Source organism: Nocardioides sp. SYSU D00065 (genome assembly GCF_017916425.1).
Lineage (GTDB): Bacteria > Actinomycetota > Actinomycetes > Propionibacteriales > Nocardioidaceae > Nocardioides.
In genome coordinates this window covers 121,236-142,704 of sequence record NZ_JAFMSX010000005.1, presented here as the reverse complement: position 1 = coordinate 142,704, position 21,469 = coordinate 121,236, and the positions used below count along the sequence as shown (strand labels likewise).

Sequence of the window (21,469 nt, the reverse complement as noted above, 5' to 3'; positions counted from 1 at the left end):
CCCCGTACGACGGCCTTCGACCCGCCGTCGGGCGGCTGCTGGATCGCCTCGTCGTGATCCGGTCGATCGGGAGCACGTCCCGGCCTGTCGGGTTCGGGACCAGCATCGTGGAGGATCCGAGTCACCAGGTGGCACGGAACTTCCACGATCCTGCAGGGATCCCCGGCTAGCCGGGGATTCCCACACGGTCCTGCAGGGATCCACAGCTAGCCGGGGATCCCCACACCCCCGCCCCGCCCCGCCGGATCAGCCGGCGAACAGCGTCAGCCGCTGCCGGATGATCTTGCGGCGCAGGACGACGCGGCGCTTGCCGTCGTTGCCGATGCGGAGCCGGTCGAGCTCCCAGCCGCCGTGCTCGGCGCGCTCGACCAGCATCCGGGTGACCACGTTGCGGGAGAAGTCCTTGGGGAGCACGAGCGTCTCGAACTCCCACTCCACACCCCGCCCCGGGGGACGGCGCTGCGTCCTGGCCATGCGTTCCTCCTCGCTCGGTCGGTTCAGTCCGTGGAGACGTCGTCGAGCGCCTCGACGATCTCGGCGGGCAGGGCCAGCTCCTCGACGCCGAGGGCGCCCTCGAGCTGGGCGGCGGTGCGGGCGCCCACGATGGGGGCGCTCACGCCGGGCCGGTCGCGCACCCACACCAGCGCCACCTCGAGGGGCGACCAGCCCAAACCGTCCGCGGCCCGCGCCACGGCCTCAACGATGCCACGGGCACGGTCGTCGAGGTAGGCGGACACGAAGCGGGCGAAGTGCTCGCTCGCCCCGCGCGAGCCCGACGGCGTACCGGTGCGGTACTTCCCGGTGAGCACGCCCCGGCCCAGCGGGGACCACGGCAGGACGCCGAGTCCCAGTGCCTGCGCCGCGGGCACGACCTCGTGCTCGACCTGGCGGTTGAGCAGGGAGTACTCCACCTGGGTCGAGGCGAGGGGGATGCGCCCCGCGGCCGCGCGCTGCCACGTGGCGGCCTGGGCGGTCTGCCAGCCGGTGTAGTTCGAGATGCCGACGTAGGAGGCCCGGCCGGAGGTCACCGCGAGGTCCAGCGCCGACAGCGTCTCCTCCACCGGCGTCTCGTCGGTCCACACGTGCACCTGCCACAGGTCGACGTGGTCGACGCCGAGCCGCTTCAGCGACGCGTCGAGCGTGGTCAGCAGCGTGCCGCGGGAGGTGTCGGTGACGCGCTCGCCCGTACGCCGGGAGATGCCCGCCTTGGTGGCCAGGACCACCTCGTCGCGGGCGACGACGTCGCCGACGAGCGTGCCGATGAGCTCCTCGCTCGCGCCGTCGCCGTAGCCCGCCGCCGTGTCGAGGAGGGTGCCGCCGGCCTCGGCGAAGGCGATCAGCTGGTCGCGCGCCTCGTGCTCGTCGGTGTCCCGGCCCCAGGTCATGGTGCCGAGCCCCAGGCGGGAGACCTTGAGCCCGGTGGCACCGAGGGAACGCTGCTGCATGGAGGTGAGGGTAGCCACGGGTCCTGCGCGGACGAGCACGGACTCGCCCGTAGGCTCCTGCCCCGTGATCGATCTCCTCAAGGCCGTCGTCCTCGGCATCATCCAGGGACTGACGGAGTTCCTGCCGATCTCCAGCAGCGCCCACCTGCGGATCTTCCCCGAGCTCTTCGGCTGGGGCGATCCCGGCGCCGCCTTCACCGCCGTGATCCAGATCGGCACCGAGCTCGCCGTCCTGATCTACTTCCGTCACGACATCTGGCGCATCGGCACCGCCTGGGTGCGCTCGCTGTTCGGGCCGGAGCACCGCGGCACGCCGGATGCGCGGATGGGCTGGTTCATCATCGTCGGCTCGCTGCCGATCGTCGTGCTCGGCGTGCTGCTCAAGGACCTCATCGAGCGCGACTTCCGCAACCTGTGGATCATCGGCTGCACGCTGATCGTGCTCGGCGTCGTGCTCGGCGTCGCCGACCGCATCGGCAGGACCGACCGCGCACTCTCCGCGATCACCCTCAAGGATGCCCTGTTGATGGGCGCCGCCCAGGCGATGGCCCTGATCCCGGGCGTCTCGCGCTCGGGCGCCACGATCTCGATGGGCCGCTTCCTCGGCTTCGAGCGGGAGGCCGCCACCCGGTTCGCGTTCCTGCTGGCGATCCCCGCGGTCGTCGGGGCCGGGCTCTTCGAGCTCAAGGAGATCCCGCACGGTCACAACGACTTCGGCTGGGGCCCCACCATCACCGCGACCGTGGTGTCCTTCGTCGTCGGGTACGCCGCCATCGCCTGGCTGCTGCGCTACGTCAGCACCCGGTCCTACACGCCGTTCGTCGTCTACCGCATCCTGCTCGGCGCGGGCACGCTCATCCTGCTCGGCGCGGGCGTGCTGAGCGCCTGAACGTGTCGACCAGCAGCGCCAGCGCCACCGCCTGGGTGAGAGCCACCACCACGACCAGGACCAGCAACGAGCGCTCGTAGAGCCACCCGGCGCCCACGCCGCCGAGCACCGCCAGCAGTCCCTGGACGCCGGCGAAGACGCCGTACGCCGTGGCCCGCCGCGGTGCCTCGACGAGGTCGGCGACCACGGCCTTGACGGTGGAGTCCTGGACGCCCTGCGCGAAGCCCCATGCCACCACTCCGGCCAGGACGGCCGCGAGCGTCGAGCCAAGGGCGAGGGCCGGGACGAGGGCCACGAGCACCGGCACGACGAGGAGCACGCGGGTGCCGGCACGGTCGTAGACCGAGCCCACGACCACGGCGGCGACCGCCTCGACGGCCATCGAAGCGGCGTACAGGATGGGCACGGCCGCCACGGGCAGCACACCGTCGACCGTCACGTGGTAGCCGATGATGCCGAAGGTGACGAGCCCGCCCGTCGTCAGCGACGCCGCGACGGCGTAGCGGAAGAAGTCGCCGGAGAGCCCGGCACCGACCGCCTCGGCCCACCAGCCGCGGCGCTCCGCGTCGGCGGCGGCCGGCGGGGACGCGTCGTACGCGCTCGGGTCCGGCACACGCCGACGGAGGGCGAGCAGCAGCACCATCGCGACGGCGCCCGGCACCGCCAGGACCGCCAGTCCCGCCCAGAGCGAGGCGACGGCGACGGCGCCGGCGACCACCAGGGGACCGGCGAGGGCGCCCACCTGGTCCAGCGCCTTGTGCACCCCGAAGCCCCGACCGCGGCCGACCGCCGCCGCCGCGTGCGCCAGCAGCGCGGACTTCGACGGCGACCGGACGGCCTTCCCGAGCCGCTCGAGCAGGATCAGGGTGGCGGCGAACGCCAGCCCGGCGGCACCCAGCCTCGGCGCCAGGGCGAGCAGCGGCACGCAGACCGCGGTCAGGCCGTAGCCGAGGATCGTCAGGGACCAGTAGCGGCCGGTGCGGTCCGCGATCGGTCCGAACGCCAGCCGCAGGACGAGCGCGACGGCCTCGCCCGCGCCGGTCACCAGGCCGACGACCACCGCCGAGGCCCCGAGAGCGGCGAGCACCGGGCCGTGCACCGAGCGCGCGCCCTCGTAGACCATGTCGGCGGCGAGGCTGACGAAGCCGAACCACCACACCACCCGCCAGGCGGTCGGCGCCCCGGCAGGGGCGCTCACAACCACCCGGACTTCTTGAACCAGGCGAAGAGCCCGACGGACACGCCCACCATGAGCGCCAGGGCGAAGGGGTAGCCGTAGGTCCAGTGCAGCTCGGGCATGTGGTCGAAGTTCATGCCGTAGATGCCGGCGATCAAGGTCGGCACGACGACCAGCGCGGCGCCCGCGGAGATCTTGCGCATGTCCTCGTTCTGCTGGACCGAGATCCTGGCCAGGTGCGCGTCGAAGGCCGTCGAGAGCAGCGTGTCGAGGTTGTCGACGACCTCGGAGACGCGCTGCAGGTGGTCGGCGACGTCGCGGAAGTACGTGGCGGTGCGGTCGCTGGTCAGCTCGCCGCCGGGCGTCGCGAACCGCCGCATCGGCTCGCGCAGCGGCATGACGGCCCGGCGGACCTCGGCGATCTCGCGCTTGAGCACGTAGATCCGCGACGAGTCGTCGGTGCGAGCGGGGGAGAAGACCGACTCCTCCACCTCGTCGACGTCGACCTCCAGCGCTGCCCCCACCCGCTCGTACTCGTCGACGACGCGGTCGCACACCGCGTAGAGCACGGCCATCGGACCGTGCTCCAGCACCTGGGCGCGGTGCTCGAGGTCGCGCCGGGAGTCGGCGAGGTCGATCCCCTCGCCGTGCCGGACGGTCACGACGAAGTCGCGCCCGACGAACATGTTGATCTCACCGGTCTCGACGGCGTCCTCCTCGTCGACGTACCAGAGGGTCTTCAGGACGAGGAACAACGTGTCGCCGTAGTGCTCGAGCTTGGGCCGCTGGTGGGAGTCGCCGGCGTCCTCGACCGCGAGCGGGTGCAGCCCGAAGGTCTCGGCGATCAGGCGCAGCTCGTCAGGGCTGGGGTCGTGGACGCCGATCCACTGGAAGTCGCCCGCGTCGCACGGCACCCGTGCGCTGCCCAGGCTCTGGTCGTGGCCCTCGCCGACCGGGACCCGCCTGCCCTGGCGGTAGAGCGCGTTGTCGACGATCACGGCGCTCAGGCTAGTCGCACTAGTGTCTCGACGTGCCCACCGTCATCCTCGTCCGACACGGCCGCTCGACGGCCAACGCCACCGGTGTCCTGGCCGGGCGGCTGCCGGGCGTCCACCTCGACGACGCCGGCGTGCAGCAGGCCGCCGCGGTCGGGGAGCGGCTGGCCGGCGTACGCCTCGCCGCGGCCGTGACCAGCCCGCTCGAGCGGTGCCGCGAGACCGCCCGGGAGATCCTGCGCCGCCAGTCGACGCCGCTGCGGGCGAGCACCGACAAGCAGCTGTCCGAGTGCGACTACGGCGAGTGGCAGGGCCGCCAGCTCAAGGAGCTGGCGCGCGAGAAGCTGTGGAGGACCGTTCAGGCACAGCCCTCGGCGGTCACCTTTCCCGGCGGTGAGTCCATGCGGGGGATGCAGGACCGGGCGGTCGCGGCGGTCCGGCGCCACGACGCCCGGGTCGCGGCCGAGCACGGCGACGACGCGGTGTGGCTGGCGGTCAGCCACGGCGACGTCATCAAGTCGGTGCTCGCCGACGCGCTCGGCACCCACCTCGACCTCTTCCAGCGCATCCACGTCGACCCCGCGTCGGTCTCGATCGTGCGCTACACCGAGTCCCGTCCGTACGTCGTCGGGACCAACACCCACGGTGGCGACCTCGCGTGGCTGACGCCGCTCAGGAGGTCGCGACGGCGCAGCTCGCGCCCGACCCGCGCCGATGCCGAGGTCGGCGGGGGAGCGGGGCCCGGGACCGGGACCGACCCGCAGACAGCCACGCCCTAGGGTGAGTGACATGCCCGTCGTGCACCGCTTCGACCCGCCCGATCGATTCGTCGCCGGCACCGTCGGCGAGCCCGGCCAGCGCACCTTCTTCCTCCAGGCGCGCGAGGGCACCCGGCTGGTCAGCGTCTCGCTGGAGAAGCAGCAGGTACAGGCGCTCGCCGAGCGCATCGACGAGCTGCTCGACGAGCTCATGGACGCCTCGAGCGACGAGGTCGTGATCCCGGCCATCGCGCCCCGCGACCTCGTCGACGGCCAGCCGCTGGACCAGCCGATCGAGGAGGAGTTCCGCGCCGGCACCATGACGCTGTCCTGGGACGCCGCCGAGGAGCGCGTGGTCATCGAGGTCTTCCCGTGGACCGAGGCGGCGGTCGTCTCGCCGGAGCAGCTCCAGGAGGACCTGGAGGACCTGCTCGAGCCGGAGCCCGAGGAGATCTTCCTGGTCCGGATCACCGCCGCCGCGGCGCGTTCCTTCGTCGAGCGCGCCCGCACCGTCATCGGTGCGGGCCGCCCGGACTGCCCGTTCTGCGGGGAGCCGATCGACCCGGACGGCCACCTCTGCGTGCGCGCCAACGGCTTCCGGCGCCGTGATCCCTGACACCAGCTCGCCGGGAGGTCCTCCCGGCGGCTTCCCGACCGGCGAGCTCGTCCTCCACGGCCGGGTGCTGCCCGCCTCCAACGCCACCTTCGTCGGCGAGCTCGGCGGCGTACGCGTCGTCTACAAGCCGATCGCGGGCGAGCGGCCGCTGTGGGACTTCCCCGACGGCACCCTCGCCGCCCGCGAGGTCGGTGCGTACGCCGTGTCCGAGGCGCTGGGCTGGGACATCGTGCCGCCCACCGTCCTCGGCGACGGACCGCACGGCCCCGGCATGGTGCAGCTGTGGCGCGACGAGGTCGAGGACCAGGCGCCCGTCGACATCGTCGCCGAGGGCGAGGTGCCGGCCGGGTTCCGCCACGTCTTCGACGGCCTGGACGCCCACGACCGACCCGTCTCGCTCGTGCACGAGGACTCTGCGCCACTGCGCCGGATGGCGCTGTTCGACGTCGTGGTCAACAACGCCGACCGCAAGGGCGGTCACGTGCTCCCGATGGCGGACGGTCACCGGCACGGCGTCGACCACGGACTGACCTTCCACGTCGAGCACAAGCTCCGCACGGTGCTGTGGGGCTTCGTGGAGGAGCCGCTCGACGAGGAGGAGGCCGAGGGCCTGCGGGGCCTCGCGGCGGCCCTCGACGGCGACCTGGGTCGCCGGCTCGCCGACCTGCTGACCGAGGACGAGCTGGCCACCACCGTGCGTCGCGTCGCGCGGCTCCTCGACCGGGGACGGTTCCCCGCACCGGCCTCGTCGGCGTACCCCGTCATCCCCTGGCCGCCCTTCTGACCGGAGCGCTGCCGAGCGGCCGATAGGCTGCGCGACATGCGTGCCTGGACGTCTCCCGAGGTTCCCTCACTGCCCGTGACGGGCCCCGCCGTGCGGGTGCACGACACCGCGACCGGGGCGCTGGTCGAGACGCGTCCCGAGGGGCCCGCGCGCATGTACGTGTGCGGCATCACGCCGTACGACGCCACCCACATGGGCCACGCCGCGACGTACGTCGCCTTCGACCTGCTCAACCGCGCCTGGCGCAACGCCGGCCACGAGGTCACCTACGTCCAGAACGTCACCGACGTCGACGACCCGCTGCTCGAGCGGGCCACCAGGGTCGGTGTCGACTGGGCGGAGCTGGCCCTGCGCGAGACGCAGCTGTTCCGCGACGACATGGAGGCGCTGCGCGTCCTCCCGCCGGCGCACTACGTCGGCGCCGTCGAGTCGATCCCGCTGGCCGTGGCCGTCATCGAGCGGCTCCAGGCCGCCGGGGCGATCTACCAGGTCGACACGGACCTCTACTACTCGGTCACCGCCGACCACGCCTTCGGCGACGTGTCCGGGTGGGACCGCGACCGGATGCTCGAGATCTTCGGCGAGCGCGGCGGCGACCCGGACCGCGAGGGCAAGAAGGATCCGCTCGACTGCGTCGTGTGGCGCGGCGAGCGGGAGGGAGAGCCGTCCTGGCCGAGCCCCTTCGGCCCCGGCCGGCCCGGCTGGCACGTCGAGTGCACCGCCATCGCGCTGGAGCACCTCGGCGCGGGCTTCGACGTCCAAGGCGGTGGCAGCGACCTTGTGTTCCCGCACCACGAGATGGGCGCCGGGCACGCGCAGGTCGCCGAGCCGGGCGTGTCCTTCGCCCGTGCGTACGCCCACGCGGGCATGGTCGCCTACGACGGCGAGAAGATGTCGAAGTCCAAGGGAAACCTCGTCTTCGTGTCCGCGCTGCGCCGCAGCGAGGTCGACCCGATGGCGATCCGGCTCGTGCTGCTGCGTCACCACTACCGCAGCGACTGGGAGTGGACCGACGACCAGCTGTGGGACGCCGTCGACACGCTCGCGACCTGGCGCCGTGCGCTCGCGCTGGGCGCGGGGGCCGACTCCGCCCCCGTCGTCGAGCGCGTCCTCGCGGCGCTGGCCACCGACCTCGACGCGCCCGCGGCCGTGCAGGCGGTGCAGGACTGGGTCGAGGCGACCCTCGGCACCACCGGGCTCGCCGACACGTCGGACCCCGATGCCGCGGCGACCGTCCACCGGCTGCTCGACGCGGCCCTCGGCCTGTCGCTCTGACGTACGGCGCGCGCTCGGGCGTCGGTCGGGCCAGCGGTGCGTGGGCTACATCGGAGAGCTCCGGGATGTGGCTGGGCCACCGCCCGCCAGCGCCAGCGGTGCGTGAGCCACATCCGCGAGCTCCGGGATGTGGGTGGGCCACCGCCGCCCGCGTCAGCGGTGTGTGAGCCACATCTGAGAGCTCCGGGATGTGGCTGGGCCACCGCCCGCCGCACCAGCGGTGCGTGAGCCACATCGGAGAGCTCCGGGATGTGGCTGGGCCACCGCCCGCCGGCGCCAGCCACCGCCCGCCAGCGCCGGCGGTGCGTGAGCCACATCCGCGAGTTCCGGGATGTGGGTGGGCCACCGCTCGACCGCACCAGCGGTGCGTGAGCCACATCCGAGACCCGCGGAATGTGGCTAGGCCACCGCTCCGACCAGAACGCTCAGTCGGTGTCGCGGCGCTTGAGGTACCGCTCGAACTCCCGGGCGATGGCCTCGCCGCTCGCCTCGGGGAGGTCGGCGGTGTCGCGGGTCTCCTCGAGGGCGCGGACGTAGTCGGCGACGTCCTCGTCCTCGGCGGCGAGCTCGTCGACGCCGCGCTCCCACGCCTTGGCGTCCTCGGGCAGCTCGCCCAGCGGCATCGGCGCCTGGAGCAGCTCCTCGAGCTGGCCGAGCAGGGCGAGCGTCGCCTTGGGACACGGCGGCTGCGCGACGTAGTGGGGCACGGCGGCCCAGTAGGACACCGCCGGGATGTCGAGCTGGGTGCAGGCGTCGTTGAAGACCCCGACGATGCCGGTCGGCCCCTCGTAGGTCGACTGCTCGAGGGCGAGCCGGTCGACGAGCTCGGGCTCGCTCGCGGTGCCGGTGACCGGGATCGGTCGGGTGTGCGGCGTGTCGGCGAGCAGCGCCCCGAGCGTCACCACGAGCTCGGCGCCGAGGTCGTCGCACGCGGCCAGCAGCTCGGCGCAGAACTGGCGCCACTTCATGTTGGGCTCGATCCCGCGCACGAGGATCACGTCGCGGTCCAGCTCGGCGGGACGCGCGACGGCGATGCGGGTCGTGGGCCAGGTGAGGCGGCGGTGGCCGTTGTGGTCGGTCGCGATGACGGGCCGGTTGACCTGGAAGTCGTAGAACTCTTCGGGATCGATCGCGCCGATCACCTCGGCCTTCCACTGGTCCATCAGGTGGTCGACGAGGCCGGAGGCCGCGTCGGCGGCGTCGTTCCACCCCTCGAACGCCGCGATCACCACGGGGGAGACGAGGTCCTGCACGTCGTCGAACTCGATCACCTGCCCAGCCTAGGGCGGATTCCCCAACGCCACCCGGTGACACGGCTGCGGTGATTTCGCGGCCCGTGGCGGCGGTGCCACCATGTGGGAACCGTATCCGCGTCCCGGACCCCGTTCCTAGGCTGGCTGTACGCCGCGCACGGCGTGCGCCCCAGAGGAAGGCCGAGCCCTGTGAGTCCGCAGCACCGCCCCGACGCCACCGACGCCCTCACGGCGATCATGAGCGAGCGGATCATGGTGCTGGACGGAGCCATGGGCACGGCGATCCAGCGCGACCGACCCGACGAGGCGGGCTACCGCGGCGAGCGGTTCGCCGACCACCCGAGCGACCTGGTCGGCAACAACGACCTGCTCTCCCTCACCCAGCCCCAGCTCATCCGGGCCATCCACGAGGACTACCTCAACGCCGGCGCGGACATCATCGAGACCAATACCTTCAACGCCAACGCGATCTCGCTGTCCGACTACGGCCTCGAGAACCTCGCCTACGAGCTGAACCTGGAGTCGGCACGGCTGGCGCGCGCCGCCGCGGACGCGGTGGCCACCGAGGAGCGGCCGCGCTGGGTGGCCGGTGCGCTCGGCCCGACGACCCGGACCGCCTCGATCTCGCCGGACGTCAACGACCCCGGCGCCCGCAACGTCTCCTTCGACCAGCTCGCCGAGGCGTACCTGGTCGCGGCCCGTGGCCTGGTCGACGGCGGGGCCGACCTGCTGATGATCGAGACCATCTTCGACACCCTCAACGCCAAGGCCGCGATCTTCGCCGTCGAGACCCTCTTCGAGGAGCAGGGCCGACGCTGGCCGGTCATCGTCTCCGGCACCATCACCGACGCCTCGGGCCGCACGCTCTCCGGCCAGGTGACCGAGGCCTTCTGGGACTCGATCCGCCACGCCCGCCCCCTCGCGGTCGGCCTCAACTGCGCCCTCGGCGCGCGCGACATGCGCCCGTACGTCGCCGAGCTCTCCCGGCTCGCCGACTCGTTCGTGTCGGTCTACCCCAACGCCGGCCTGCCCAACGCCTTCGGCGAGTACGACGAGACGCCCGACCAGACGGCCGCGGTGCTGGCCGAGTTCGCCGACGCCGGGTTCCTCAACCTGGTGGGCGGCTGCTGCGGCACCACCCCGGACCACATCGCCGCGATCGCCACTGCGGTCGAGGGCAAGGCGCGGCGCGAGCCGGCGGCCGCCACGCCCGTGATGCGGCTCTCCGGGCTGGAGCCGCTGACGATCACCGACGAGAGCCTGTTCGTCAACGTCGGCGAGCGCACCAACATCACCGGCTCGGCGCGCTTCCGCAAGCTCATCAAGGACGGCGACTACGACACCGCCCTCAGCGTCGCCGCGCAGCAGGTCGAGGCCGGTGCGCAGGTCATCGACGTCAACATGGACGAGGGCATGATCGACGGCGTCGCGGCGATGGACCGCTTCCTCAAGCTCATCGCCGCCGAGCCCGACATCAGCCGCGTGCCGGTGATGGTCGACTCCTCCAAGTGGGAGGTCATCGAGGCCGGCCTCAAGTGCGTGCAGGGCAAGTCGATCGTCAACTCCATCTCCATGAAGGAGGGGGAGGAGTCGTTCCGCGAGCACGCCCGCCTGTGCCGCAAGTACGGCGCGGCCGTGGTCGTGATGGCCTTCGACGAGGACGGCCAGGCCGACAACCTCGAGCGGCGCAAGGCGATCTGCGAGCGTGCCTACCGGATCCTCGTCGACGAGGTGGGCTTCCCGCCCGAGGACATCATCTTCGACCCCAACGTGTTCGCGGTCGCGACGGGCATCGAGGAGCACGCGACCTACGGCGAGGACTTCATCGAGGCCACCCGCTGGATCAAGCAGAACCTGCCCGGCGCCAAGGTGAGCGGCGGCATCTCCAACGTCTCGTTCTCCTTCCGCGGCAACAACCCGGTCCGCGAGGCGATCCACGCGGTGTTCCTGTTCCACGCCATCCGCGCCGGCCTCGACATGGGCATCGTCAACGCCGGGGCGCTCGTCGTCTACGACGAGGTCGACCCCGAGCTGCGCGAGCGCATCGAGGACGTCGTCCTCAACCGCCGTCCCGACGCCGCCGAGCGGCTCCTCGAGATCGCCGAGCGATTCAACGTGGCAGCGGACCAGGTCGAGCAGGCGCAGGACGAGTGGCGCGAGCTGCCGCTGCGCGAGCGGATCACCCACGCCCTGGTCAAGGGCATCGACTCCCACGTCGAGGCAGACACCGAGGCGTTGCGCGCCGAGATCGAAGCGTCGGGCGGCCGGCCCATCGAGGTGATCGAGGGGCCGCTGATGGACGGCATGAACGTCGTCGGCGACCTGTTCGGCGCCGGCAAGATGTTCCTGCCGCAGGTCGTCAAGAGCGCGCGCGTGATGAAGAAGGCGGTGGCCTACCTCATCCCGTACATCGAGGCCGAGAAGGCCAAGGACCCGGCGATCGCGGCGCAGAAGGACACCAACGGCACCATCGTCATGGCGACGGTGAAGGGCGACGTCCACGACATCGGCAAGAACATCGTCGGCGTGGTCCTGCAGTGCAACAACTACGAGGTCATCGACCTCGGCGTGATGGTCCCGGCGCAGAAGATCCTGGACACCGCCGCCGAGGTGGGCGCCGACATCATCGGCCTCTCCGGCCTCATCACGCCCTCCCTCGACGAGATGGTCACCTTCGCCTCCGAGATGCAGCGCTTGGGGCTCGACATCCCGCTCCTCATCGGCGGGGCGACGACCTCGCGCGCCCACACCGCGGTGAAGATCGACCAGAAGTACGACGGCCCGGTGGTCTGGGTCAAGGACGCCTCCCGATCGGTCCCCACCGCGGCGGCCCTCCTGCACGCGGACCAGCGCGAGCGGCTGCTGGCAGACGTGCAGGCCGACTTCGAGGCCCTGCGCGCACGCCACGCGGCCAAGCACGACCGGCCGCTGGTGACCCTGGAGCAGGCGCGGGCCAACGCGACCCCGATCGACTGGTCGGGCTACCACCCGCCCAAGCCGCACATGCTGCTGCAGCAGGACCACGCCGTGTCGACCGTCGTCGAGACGCCGGTGACCCAGCACGTCCGGGTGCTGCGCGACTACGACCTGTCGGTCCTGCGCCGCTACATCGACTGGCAGCCGTTCTTCAACGCCTGGGAGATGAAGGGGGCGTTCCCCGACATCCTGAACAACCCCAGCTCCGGCCCGGCGGCGCGCAAGCTCTACGACGACGCGCAGGCGATGCTCGACCGGCTGATCGAGGAGAAGTGGATCCGCGCCCACGGCGTGGTCGGGTTCTTCCCGGCCAACTCGGTCGGCGACGACGTCGAGCTGTACGTCGACGGCGACCGCAGCCAGGTGCGCGCCACCCTCCACCAGCTGCGCCAGCAGGGGCAGCACCGCAACGGCATCCCCAACCGCTCGCTCGCCGACTTCGTGGCACCGCGCGAGACCGGCCTGCCCGACCACGTGGGCGCCTTCGCCGTGACGGCGGGCGACGGGCTCTCCGAGCGAGTCGCGGCGTTCCGTGCCGAGCTCGACGACTACAGCGCGATCCTGCTGGAGTCGCTGGGCGACCGCCTCGCCGAGGCCTTCGCGGAGCGGCTGCACGAGCGGGTGCGCAAGGAGCTGTGGGGCTACGCGCCCGACGAGCAGCTCGACAACGTAGGCCTGATCAAGGAGCAGTACGACGGGATCCGCCCGGCGCCGGGCTATCCCGCGTGCCCCGAGCACACCGAGAAGCAGACTCTGTGGGAGCTGCTCGACGTCGAAGAGCACACCGGCATCACGCTCACCGAGTCGATGGCGATGTGGCCGGGGGCCTCGGTCAGCGGCTTCTACTACTCCCACCCGCAGTCGCAGTACTTCGTGGTGGGCCGCCTGGCCCGCGACCAGGTCGCCGACTACGCCGAGCGCAAGGGCTGGACCCTGGCCGAGGCCGAGCGGTGGCTCTCGCCCAACCTGGGCTACGACCCCGAGGACTGACCCCCGAGGCCCGACCCCGAGGGGGCCCGGCCGTCCGGCTGGGCCGGCTCTCAGAGGGCGAGCGCTGCCAGCATCACCAGCGGCAGCGACACCACCGACGCCACCGAGGTGACCAGCGTGAGCGTCTTCAGCGTGCCCTTGGTCGAGAGCCCGAGCAGCGACTTGAACATCCAGAAGAAGTTGCTGTTGACCTGCAGCGCGAACATGGCGCCCGACGCGATGGCGAGGCCGATCACAAGCGGGGAGATGGTCAGCGAGTCGAGGATCGGCGCGATGATCCCGGCGGCGGTGATGGCCGCGACCGACACCGAACCGATCGCCAGGTGCAGCACGGCGGCGATGAACCAGGCGAGCAGGATGCTCAGCACCACCGGCGCCCCCTCGTCGGCCTGGAACAGATCGCCGAGGACCTTGTCGAGCCCGGTCGCCTCGATGACGGCGCCGAGCGAGCCGCCGACGCCGGTGATGAGCAGGATCTCGCCGGTGGTGTGGAACCCGTCCTCCATCGCCTCGTTCGTCCGCTCGGAGCCGGCGGAGGCGCGCGAGAGCGCGTACGCGCCGACGAGGCCGATGAACAGTGCGATGTTGGCGTCGCCGAGGAACGCGATGAACTCGTTGGACCAGTCGCCCAGCTCGGCGAACGCGCCGAAGGCGATGAGCAGCAGCGGGACCAGGATCGGCAGCATGAGGACCAGCAGCGGCAGGCGTCGTACGCCGCTGCCGGCCTCGGCGTCGGTGCGCCGGATCGCCTCCTCGGAGGAGGACGCCTCCCCGGTCAGGTACGCGCGGTCGGCAGCCTCCTGCTCGACCATCGCCTCGTCGACCTCCTCGTCGGTCTCGGGGTTCCAGAAGCCGCCCGCGTGGAACAGCAGCCGCATGAGCAGTGTCGACACGACCGCCGTCACCAGCCCGATGACCACGCCCCAGACGAGCCAGTCGCCCAGCCGGATGTCCAGGAGCCCGGCGATGGAGATCGCGGCCAGGCCGGGGATCACGAAGACGTAGCCCGCGAAGATCCCGCAGCCGAGCGCCGAGGCGAGCACCGGCAGGCCCACCTTGCCGATGAACGGCGAGGCCGAGCGCGCGACCGGCGCGGCCAGCACGACCTGCACGTCGACGTAGATCGACGGCATCACGACCGCCAGCATCGAGGTGAGCGCGTACGGCAGCCGGCCGGGGCCCACCCGCTGCACGAGCAGGCTCACCAGGCGCCGGAACGCACCGGTGGAGTGGAGCAGCGAGCCGATCAGCACTCCGAAGCCGATCAGGAGCCCGACCTCCGCCATGATCCCGCCGAAGCCCGTGGTGATCGCCTCGACGGTGCCGGCGAATCCGACGCCGGCGGCGAGGCCCAGGTAGAGAGAGCCGACGATCAGCGAGATGACCGGGTCGATGCGCACCCGGATGATGAGCGCGATGACCAGGAGGATCGCGATGGCGGTGTGGACGGCGACCATGGTGTGCTCCTAGCTCCCGGGGTCTCCGGGTCGGCCTCTGTCTACCGGTGTGCGCGCGCGTTGGCCAGCCGGCGTGCCGGGTCGTGGGCACGGTCGGGGGACCGGCTCGGCGGTCGATAGGGTCGTGGGGTGACTGCTCCGGCGATGTCGACCCACCTGCCCGCCGCGGTCCTGTGGGACATGGACGGCACCCTCGTCGACACCGAGCCCTACTGGATCGACACCGAGTACGCGATGGCCGAGAAGTACGGCGGCACGTGGTCGCACGAGCACGCGATGAACCTCGTCGGCAACGCGCTGCTCGAGTCCGGCGAGTACATCCGCAGGCACATGGGCATCGACCGCAGCCCGCAGCAGATCGTCGACGAGCTGCTCGACGGCGTGGTGGCCCGCGTCGAGGTCGAGGTGCCGTGGCGACCCGGTGCGCTCGAGCTGCTCTCGGACCTGCGCGAGCACGACGTGCCCTGCGCGCTGGTCACGATGTCGTGGCAGCGGTTCGTCGACCCGATCCTGGCGCGCCTGCCCGCCGCCACGTTCGCCACCGTGGTCACCGGGGACCGCGTCGAGTTCGGCAAGCCGCACCCCGAGCCCTACCTGACGGCGGCAGCGGAGCTCGGACTCGCCGCCCAGCACTGCGTGGCGATCGAGGACTCCAACACCGGTGCACGGTCCGCCGTCGCTGCCGGCTGCACGGTGCTGTGCGTCCCGCACCACGTGCCGATCCTCGAGGGGCCCGGGCGGGTGTTCGCGGACACCCTCGACGGCATCGATGCCGCCGCCCTCGGCCGGCTCACGGCGGCGTACACCCCCGCGGGGAGCGTGCCGCAGGAGTGACCAGGCCGGCCCGGTGTGTGGGTCAGCCCGCCGACTCGTCGACCGACGCGTCGACGGCTGGTGGGGCGTGCTCGGGCAGCGGGGGCACGGTGCCGCCCTTGGTCGGGCAGAACCGGTGGAACGAGCACCAGTCGCACACGCGCGACGGCCGCGGCCGCCAGTCGCCGGTCTCCTGCGCGAGCCGGATCGCGGCCCAGAGCGCCTCGACCTTGCGCTCGGTGGCGAGCAGGTCGGCCTCGTCGGGCTCGTAGCGCAGGATCTCCCCGTTGCCGAGGTAGATCAGCTGGAGCACCGCGGGCACCACTCCGCGCAGGCGCCAGATGACCAGGGCGTAGAACCGCATCTGGAACAGCGCCTTGGCCTCGTAGTCCTCGTGCGGCGACCTCGACGTCTTGTAGTCGACGATGCGGATCCGCCCGTCCGCGGCGACGTCCACGCGGTCGACGAAGCCGCGCAGGAGCAGCCGCGAGTCGAGCAGCGCCTCGACGTAGAGCTCGCGCTCGGCGGGCTCGAGGCGGCGCGGGTCCTCGAGCTCGAAGTAGCGCTGGAGCACGGTGCGGCACGAGGCGAGCCACGTCGCCAGGTCGGGCCCGGCGTCGCCGAACATCTCGGCCAGCGCGGGCTCGGCCTCCAGCAGCACGTCCCACGCCGGGACGAGCATGTCGCCCGCGCGCTCCGGCGTGCGCTCGGCGGCCGGCAGGTCGAAGAGGTCCTCGAGCACCTTGTGCACCACCGTGCCGCGCACGGCGTCGGGCGAGGGCGTCTCCGGCAGTCGGTCGATGGTGCGGAAGCGATACATCAGCGGACAGCTCATGAAGTCGGCCGCCCGGCTCGGGGACAGCGCGCCGAGCACGTCGACGCCGTCGACCGGGGTCGAGACCCGCTCGGCGGGGGAGCGGGGCGGCGCGCTGGGGGCGGAGGACTGGACTGACATGACGCCGTCACCCTAGGCGGGGGGTACGACAGCCGCCCGCGCGGGCGCAGCCGCTGTGGGCGGCATTGGCTAGGGTCGAGACGTGTCCGGTCCCGCCGATCCAGCGCCCACCCCGGGTCCCTCGCCCGTGCCGCGCGCGCCGGGCACGCTGCGCGTCGGGTCCATCGCCGGCATCGACGTGCTGATCACGCGCTCGTGGCTCCTCGTCGCGCTGCTGATCTCGCTGGCGTTCGCCCCGCGCATCGAGCTCGAGGAGCCGGGCCTGGGCTTCTGGAAGTACGTCGCCGGCTTCGCCTTCGCCGTGGTGCTCTACCTCTCGGTGCTGCTGCACGAGGCCTCCCACGCCGTCACCGCCCAGCGCCTCGGCTACGGCGTCAGCTCGATCACGCTGCACTTCCTGGGCGGCATGACCGAGGTGGACGGCGTCTCGCGCCGTCCGCGCCACGAGTTCTGGATCGCCGTGGTGGGGCCGCTGACCTCGATCGCCGTCGGCGCGGTGGCGTTCGGCGGCTCGTTCCTGGTCCCCGAAGGGCTTCTGCGGGTGGCCGTGGAGGGGCTCGGCGGCGCCAACCTGGTGATCGGCGTGCTCAACCTCGTGCCGGGTCTGCCGCTCGACGGCGGTCGCGTGCTGAAGGCCGCGGTCTGGGGCGCCTCGGGCAACCAGCACAAGGCCACCATCGTCGCCGCCTGGGGCGGCCGACTGGCCGCGCTCGCCCTGCTGGCGTGGCCGCTGGTCCAGGAGCCGCTGACGGGCGTCGCGACGACGGTGCTCGACCTGGTCCTGGTCTTCGTCCTGGGCCTGTTCCTCTGGACGGCGGCGACCGCTGCGATCGCCCACGCCCGGGTCCGTGAGCGGCTGCCCGCGCTGGTGGCGCGTCCCCTGGCCCGGCGCACGCTCACCGTCCCGGGCGACCTGCCGCTCGCCGAGGCGGTACGTCGGGCGCAGGAGGCGCAGGCCGGCAGCATCGTGACGGTCGCACCCGACGGGACCCCGCTGGGGATCGTCAGCGAGGCCGCGGTCGTCGCCATGCCGGCAGAACGGCGCCCGTGGGTGGCCGTGTCGACGGTGACGCGGGCGGTGGAGGAGGGGCTGACCCTGCCGGCCACAGTGGCAGGGGAGGAGCTGATCCTCGCGATCAGCCGGCGCCCGGCCGACGAGTACCTCCTCGTCGAGGAGGACGGGCGGATCTACGGCGTGCTGACCACCGCCGACGTCGACCGAGCCTTCCGGCACAACGCCGCCGGCTGAGTGGATCGGCCCCCGGAGCACTAGTCTTCCGGCCATGTCCGAGCCCTCTCCCGACGTTCCGCCCGAGGCCTGGTCGGGGGTGCACCGCGGCCCCCTGCGCGAGGGAGAGTGGGTGCGGCTGACCGACCAGAAGGGGCGCAAGCACAACTTCGAGCTGGTCGCCGGCAAGCGCTTCTTCTCCAACAAGGGACACCTCGACCACGACGAGCTGATCGGCCGGGACGAGGGGTTCACCGTCACCTCGTCCGCCGGCGGGCAGTACCTCGTGTTCCGCCCGCTGCTCAGCGAGTTCGTCGTGTCGATGCCGCGCGGCGCGGCCGTCGTCTACCCCAAGGACGCCGCCCAGATCGTGGCGCTCGCCGACATCTACCCTGGCGCGCGCGTGGTCGAGGCCGGCGCCGGGTCGGGCGCCCTCACCTGCTCGTTGCTTCGGGCCGTCGGTCCGTGGGGCAAGGTGACGTCGTTCGAGCTGCGCGAGGAGTTCGCCGACGTCGCCCGGCGCAACGTCGACCAGTTCTTCTCCGCCCCCGCGGGCCAGACGCACCCCGCGTGGGACCTGCGCCTGGGCGACCTCAAGGACGGCCTGCCCACTCTGGGGACGGTCGACCGGATCATCCTCGACATGCTCGACCCGTGGAGCTGCATCGACGTGGTCGCCGACGCGCTGGTGCCGGGCGGCATCGTGTGCGCCTACGTCGCCACCACCACCCAGCTGTCCCGGGTCGTGGAGACGCTGCGCGTGCACGGCGGCTTCACCGAGCCGCAGCCGTGGGAGTCCCTCGTGCGCGACTGGCACGTCGAGGGGCTGGCCGTGCGGCCGGGGCACAAGATGATCGGCCACACCGCCTTCCTCGTCACCGCCCGCCGGATGGCGCCGGGGGAGAAGGCTCCCCGCAAGACGCGCCGACCCGCTCCCGGGGCCTACGGCCGCGACTACACCGGTCCCCGTCCGGCGGACGTCCCGCCGCTCGAGCTCGGGCCCGAGGTCGAGTGAGCGCCACCGCATGAGCCTGTCCGCATGAGCACGATCGAGGTCGTCGCCTGGTCGCCCGGTTGGGCGGCGCAGTTCGAGGACGTGGCCGCCGTCCTGCGGGCCGCCCTGGCCGGCGTGGCCTCGGCCTCGGTCGAGCACGTCGGATCGACGTCCGTCCCCGGCCTGGCCGCCAAGCCGATCCTCGACATCGACGTGATCGTGGAGGCCGGCGACGTCGACGCGGCGATCACGGCGCTGGGGACGGCGGGCTACGTGCACCGCGGCGACCTCGGAGTGCCGGGCCGGGAGGCCTTCCACGCGCCCGGGCCGCCCCGCCGCCACGTCTACGTGTGCACGGCGGGCACCACCCACGTGCGCAACCACCTCGCCGTGCGCGACGTCCTGCGCAGCCGCGACGACCTGCGCGAGGCGTACGCCGCGGTGAAGCTCGCCCTGGCGGCCGAGCCCGGAATGGACATCGACACCTACGTCGCCGGCAAGTCGGCCGTGCTGCAGCAGGTCCTGGCGGTCTCCGGCGCCTTCGACCCGGTCGAGCTGGACGCGATCCGCCGCCTCAACGCCGGCTGAGCGCCGTCCGACCGCAGGCGCGTCCCGGGCGACCGGCGGGTGTCGGCGCCGTGGCGAAACGGTGACCGACTCAGGCGCGTGTCCGTGTCCGTCCCATCGGTCTGTGGGTAGTGTCACTGACCAGGAGGTGCGAGATGTCTGAGCCGACACGCGAGCAACTGACCACCCAGGTGCGCTACCTGGAGGCCGAGGTGAGCGACCTGCGCCGCCGCCTCGACGACGTCCCCGGGCAGTCCCGCGGCCTGGAGAGCCGCCTGGCCGACGCCCAACGGTCCCTGGCGGCCGTCTCCAGCCAGAACGAGCGCCTCGCGCAGACCCTGCGTGACGCGCGCGACCAGATCACCACGCTCAAGGAGGAGGTCGACCGGCTGGCGCAGCCGCCCGCCGGGTTCGGCACCTTCCTGGGGCGCAACGACGACGACTCCGTCGACGTCTTCACCGGCGGCCGCAAGCTGCGGGTGAGCGTGAGCCCCGCCGTCGAGCTCGACTCGCTCGTACGCGGGCAGGAGGTCATGCTCAACGAGGCGCTCAACGTCGTCGCCGCCCTCGACTTCGAGCAGGTCGGTGAGGTGGTGATGCTCAAGGAGGTCCTCGCCGACGGCGAGCGGGCCCTGGTCATCGCCAACGCCGACGAGGAGCGCGTCGTCCGCCTCGCGGAGCCGCTGCGCGCCGAGGGCGTCACCATCCGCGCCGGCGACTCGCTGCTGCTGGACACCCGCGCGGGCTACGTCTACGAGGTCGTGCCCAAGTCCGAGGTGGAGGAGCTCGTCCTGGAGGAGGTGCCCGACATCGACTACACGCAGATCGGCGGGCTCGCCACCCAGATCGACGCGATCCGCGACGCCGTCGAGCTTCCCTACCTCCACCCGGAGCTGTTCCGCGACCACGAGCTCAAGCCGCCCAAGGGCGTGCTGCTCTACGGTCCGCCGGGCTGCGGCAAGACGCTGATCGCCAAGGCGGTCGCCAACTCGCTGGCCAAGAAGGTCGCCGAGCGTACGGGGGCGTCCGGGAAGTCCTACTTCCTCAACATCAAGGGCCCCGAGCTGCTCAACAAGTACGTCGGCGAGACCGAGCGCCACATCCGACTGGTCTTCCAGCGGGCACGTGAGAAGGCCTCGCTGGGCACCCCGGTCATCGTGTTCTTCGACGAGATGGACTCCCTGTTCCGCACCCGCGGATCCGGTGTCTCGTCCGACGTCGAGAACACGATCGTGCCCCAGCTGCTCAGCGAGATCGACGGCGTCGAGGCGCTGGAGAACGTGCTCGTGATCGGTGCCTCCAACCGCGAGGACATGATCGACCCGGCGATCCTGCGACCGGGCCGCCTGGACGTGAAGATCAAGATCGAGCGCCCCGACGCCGAGTCGGCGCGCGACATTTTCTCCAAGTACCTCACCCCGACGCTGCCGCTGCACGCCGACGACCTCGCCGAGTTCGGCCAGGACCGTGCGGCGACGGTCAACGCGATGATCCGCGCGACCGTGGAGCGGATGTACACCGAGTCGGAGGAGAACCGCTTCCTCGAGGTGACCTACGCCAACGGCGACAAGGAGGTCCTCTACTTCAAGGACTTCAACTCCGGCGCGATGATCCAGAACATCGTCGACCGCGCCAAGAAGATGGCGATCAAGGACTTCCTCGACAGTGGCCTCAACCCTGCCCAGCGCGGGCTGCGCGTGCAGCACATGCTCCAGGCGTGCGTCGACGAGTTCAAGGAGAACGAGGACCTGCCCAACACCACGAACCCGGACGACTGGGCGCGGATCTCCGGCAAGAAGGGCGAGCGCATCGTCTTCATCCGCACCCTCATCACCGGCAAGCAGGGCACCGAGCCGGGCCGCTCGATCGACACCGTGGCCAACACCGGGCAGTACCTGTGAGCCTCCGGTGAACCAGCACGACGAGCTCGGCCACGGCGACATCGAGGCCGCGCTGGCGACCCGTCGCGAGCTCGGCGCCCGCTACGACGCCGAGCTCGTCGACGGGTTCGCCGAGCGGATCGAGCGGGCGGTGGAGCGGCGCGTCGCCGATCAGGTGGCGCTGCAGCAGCGCCGTACGGCGGCGGTCGCAGGCGCCGGCGGCCGCCAGCTCGCACTCGGGATCGTCTCGCTGGTCGCCTTCATCCCGATCAGCATCGCGCTGGGGGTCAACGGCCAGTTCCTGGCGCTCCTGGTCACGCTCGCAGGCATCGTCGCGGTGAACCTCGCCCACGCGTGGCAGTCCCGTCCGTGAGCGACACACCCCCTCAGGAAGGTGGCCCCGGCGCGTCGCGCCGC

19 protein-coding genes are annotated in these 21,469 nt (G+C 72.0%); 12 read left to right on the top strand and 7 right to left on the bottom strand.

All coding sequences use genetic code 11. From position 1 onward, the window contains the following. Positions 1-246: 246 nt before the first annotated feature. Together J3P41_RS17770 and J3P41_RS17765 are read right to left on the bottom strand one after the other, a co-directional pair. Positions 247-474, bottom strand: coding sequence for a DUF5703 family protein (locus tag J3P41_RS17770; RefSeq protein ID WP_210651984.1), 228 nt, complete (start codon positions 472-474; stop codon positions 247-249). A gap of 23 nt (positions 475-497) precedes the next feature. Next, positions 498-1,445, bottom strand: coding sequence for an aldo/keto reductase (locus J3P41_RS17765; protein ID WP_210651982.1), 948 nt, complete (start codon positions 1,443-1,445; stop codon positions 498-500). A 67-nt stretch (positions 1,446-1,512) separates the two neighbouring features. Between J3P41_RS17765 and J3P41_RS17760 the strand changes: the two genes are divergently transcribed. After that, complete coding sequence (locus J3P41_RS17760; RefSeq protein ID WP_210652233.1) at positions 1,513-2,334, top strand: undecaprenyl-diphosphate phosphatase; 822 nt, start codon at positions 1,513-1,515, stop codon at positions 2,332-2,334. On the opposite strand, the gene J3P41_RS17755 is transcribed toward J3P41_RS17760, so the two are convergent. Further along, a complete protein-coding gene (locus J3P41_RS17755) occupies positions 2,300-3,532 on the bottom strand; it encodes an MFS transporter (RefSeq protein WP_307862062.1) in 1,233 nt (410 codons plus the stop codon). The two genes, J3P41_RS17760 and J3P41_RS17755, sit on opposite strands and share 35 nt — an antisense overlap. Next, the gene (corA, locus tag J3P41_RS17750; RefSeq protein WP_210651979.1) at positions 3,529-4,509 is read right to left on the bottom strand and encodes a magnesium/cobalt transporter CorA; all 981 of its coding nucleotides are present in this window, start codon (positions 4,507-4,509) and stop codon (positions 3,529-3,531) included. Before corA ends, J3P41_RS17755 begins: the two co-directional genes overlap by 4 nt. Positions 4,510-4,541: 32 nt before the next feature. Between corA and J3P41_RS17745 the strand changes: the two genes are divergently transcribed. The 4 genes from J3P41_RS17745 to mshC are packed head-to-tail and all read left to right on the top strand — an operon-like array spanning position 4,542 to position 7,939. Then, positions 4,542-5,285, top strand: coding sequence for a histidine phosphatase family protein (locus J3P41_RS17745; protein ID WP_210651977.1), 744 nt, complete (start codon positions 4,542-4,544; stop codon positions 5,283-5,285). A gap of 10 nt (positions 5,286-5,295) precedes the next feature. After that, positions 5,296-5,880: a DUF3090 domain-containing protein gene (locus tag J3P41_RS17740; RefSeq protein ID WP_210651975.1), complete on the top strand. Its 585-nt coding sequence runs from the start codon at positions 5,296-5,298 to the stop codon at positions 5,878-5,880. Then, on the top strand, positions 5,870-6,664 hold the full coding sequence (locus tag J3P41_RS17735) for an SCO1664 family protein (protein WP_307862061.1): 795 nt from the start codon (positions 5,870-5,872) through the stop codon (positions 6,662-6,664). The genes J3P41_RS17740 and J3P41_RS17735 overlap by 11 nt, the downstream gene beginning before the upstream one ends. A gap of 36 nt (positions 6,665-6,700) precedes the next feature. Further along, a complete protein-coding gene (mshC, locus tag J3P41_RS17730; RefSeq protein ID WP_210651972.1) occupies positions 6,701-7,939 on the top strand; it encodes a cysteine--1-D-myo-inosityl 2-amino-2-deoxy-alpha-D-glucopyranoside ligase in 1,239 nt (412 codons plus the stop codon). 425 nt (positions 7,940-8,364) lie between these two features. Here mshC and J3P41_RS17725 read toward each other — a convergent pair whose 3' ends face one another. Further along, entirely contained in the window at positions 8,365-9,210 is an 846-nt protein-coding gene (locus J3P41_RS17725) for a PAC2 family protein (protein WP_210651963.1), read from the bottom strand. Between the two features lie 171 nt (positions 9,211-9,381). Here J3P41_RS17725 and metH point away from each other — a divergent pair, with 171 nt between their 5' ends. Then, positions 9,382-13,158, top strand: coding sequence for a methionine synthase (gene metH / locus J3P41_RS17720; RefSeq protein ID WP_307862060.1), 3,777 nt, complete (start codon positions 9,382-9,384; stop codon positions 13,156-13,158). A gap of 50 nt (positions 13,159-13,208) precedes the next feature. Here metH and J3P41_RS17715 read toward each other — a convergent pair whose 3' ends face one another. Then, complete coding sequence (locus J3P41_RS17715) at positions 13,209-14,615, bottom strand: GntP family permease (protein ID WP_210651961.1); 1,407 nt, start codon at positions 14,613-14,615, stop codon at positions 13,209-13,211. Between the two features lie 129 nt (positions 14,616-14,744). On the opposite strand from J3P41_RS17715, the gene J3P41_RS17710 reads away from it, so the two are divergent. Further along, positions 14,745-15,449 carry an HAD family phosphatase gene (locus tag J3P41_RS17710; protein WP_307862059.1) on the top strand — a complete coding sequence of 235 codons (705 nt, stop codon included), beginning with the start codon at positions 14,745-14,747 and terminating at the stop codon, positions 15,447-15,449. A gap of 22 nt (positions 15,450-15,471) precedes the next feature. Here the strand turns inward: J3P41_RS17710 and J3P41_RS17705 are convergent, their stop codons facing one another. Further along, a complete protein-coding gene (locus tag J3P41_RS17705; RefSeq protein WP_210651959.1) occupies positions 15,472-16,383 on the bottom strand; it encodes a PD-(D/E)XK nuclease family protein in 912 nt (303 codons plus the stop codon). Positions 16,384-16,465: 82 nt separating this feature from the next. Here J3P41_RS17705 and J3P41_RS17700 point away from each other — a divergent pair, with 82 nt between their 5' ends. The 5 genes from J3P41_RS17700 to J3P41_RS17680 all read left to right on the top strand — a co-directional run bounded on the left by J3P41_RS17700 (position 16,466) and on the right by J3P41_RS17680 (position 21,425). Next, a complete protein-coding gene (locus J3P41_RS17700) occupies positions 16,466-17,632 on the top strand; it encodes a site-2 protease family protein (protein ID WP_210651958.1) in 1,167 nt (388 codons plus the stop codon). A gap of 34 nt (positions 17,633-17,666) precedes the next feature. Further along, complete coding sequence (locus J3P41_RS17695) at positions 17,667-18,626, top strand: tRNA (adenine-N1)-methyltransferase (protein ID WP_210651956.1); 960 nt, start codon at positions 17,667-17,669, stop codon at positions 18,624-18,626. Between the two features lie 24 nt (positions 18,627-18,650). Beyond that, positions 18,651-19,193, top strand: coding sequence for a GrpB family protein (locus tag J3P41_RS17690; RefSeq protein WP_210651954.1), 543 nt, complete (start codon positions 18,651-18,653; stop codon positions 19,191-19,193). A gap of 134 nt (positions 19,194-19,327) precedes the next feature. Continuing rightward, complete coding sequence (gene arc, locus J3P41_RS17685; protein ID WP_210651952.1) at positions 19,328-21,073, top strand: proteasome ATPase; 1,746 nt, start codon at positions 19,328-19,330, stop codon at positions 21,071-21,073. Between the two features lie 7 nt (positions 21,074-21,080). Continuing rightward, positions 21,081-21,425: a hypothetical protein gene (locus tag J3P41_RS17680; protein WP_210651951.1), complete on the top strand. Its 345-nt coding sequence runs from the start codon at positions 21,081-21,083 to the stop codon at positions 21,423-21,425. The last annotated feature ends 44 nt before the right edge of the window (positions 21,426-21,469 follow it).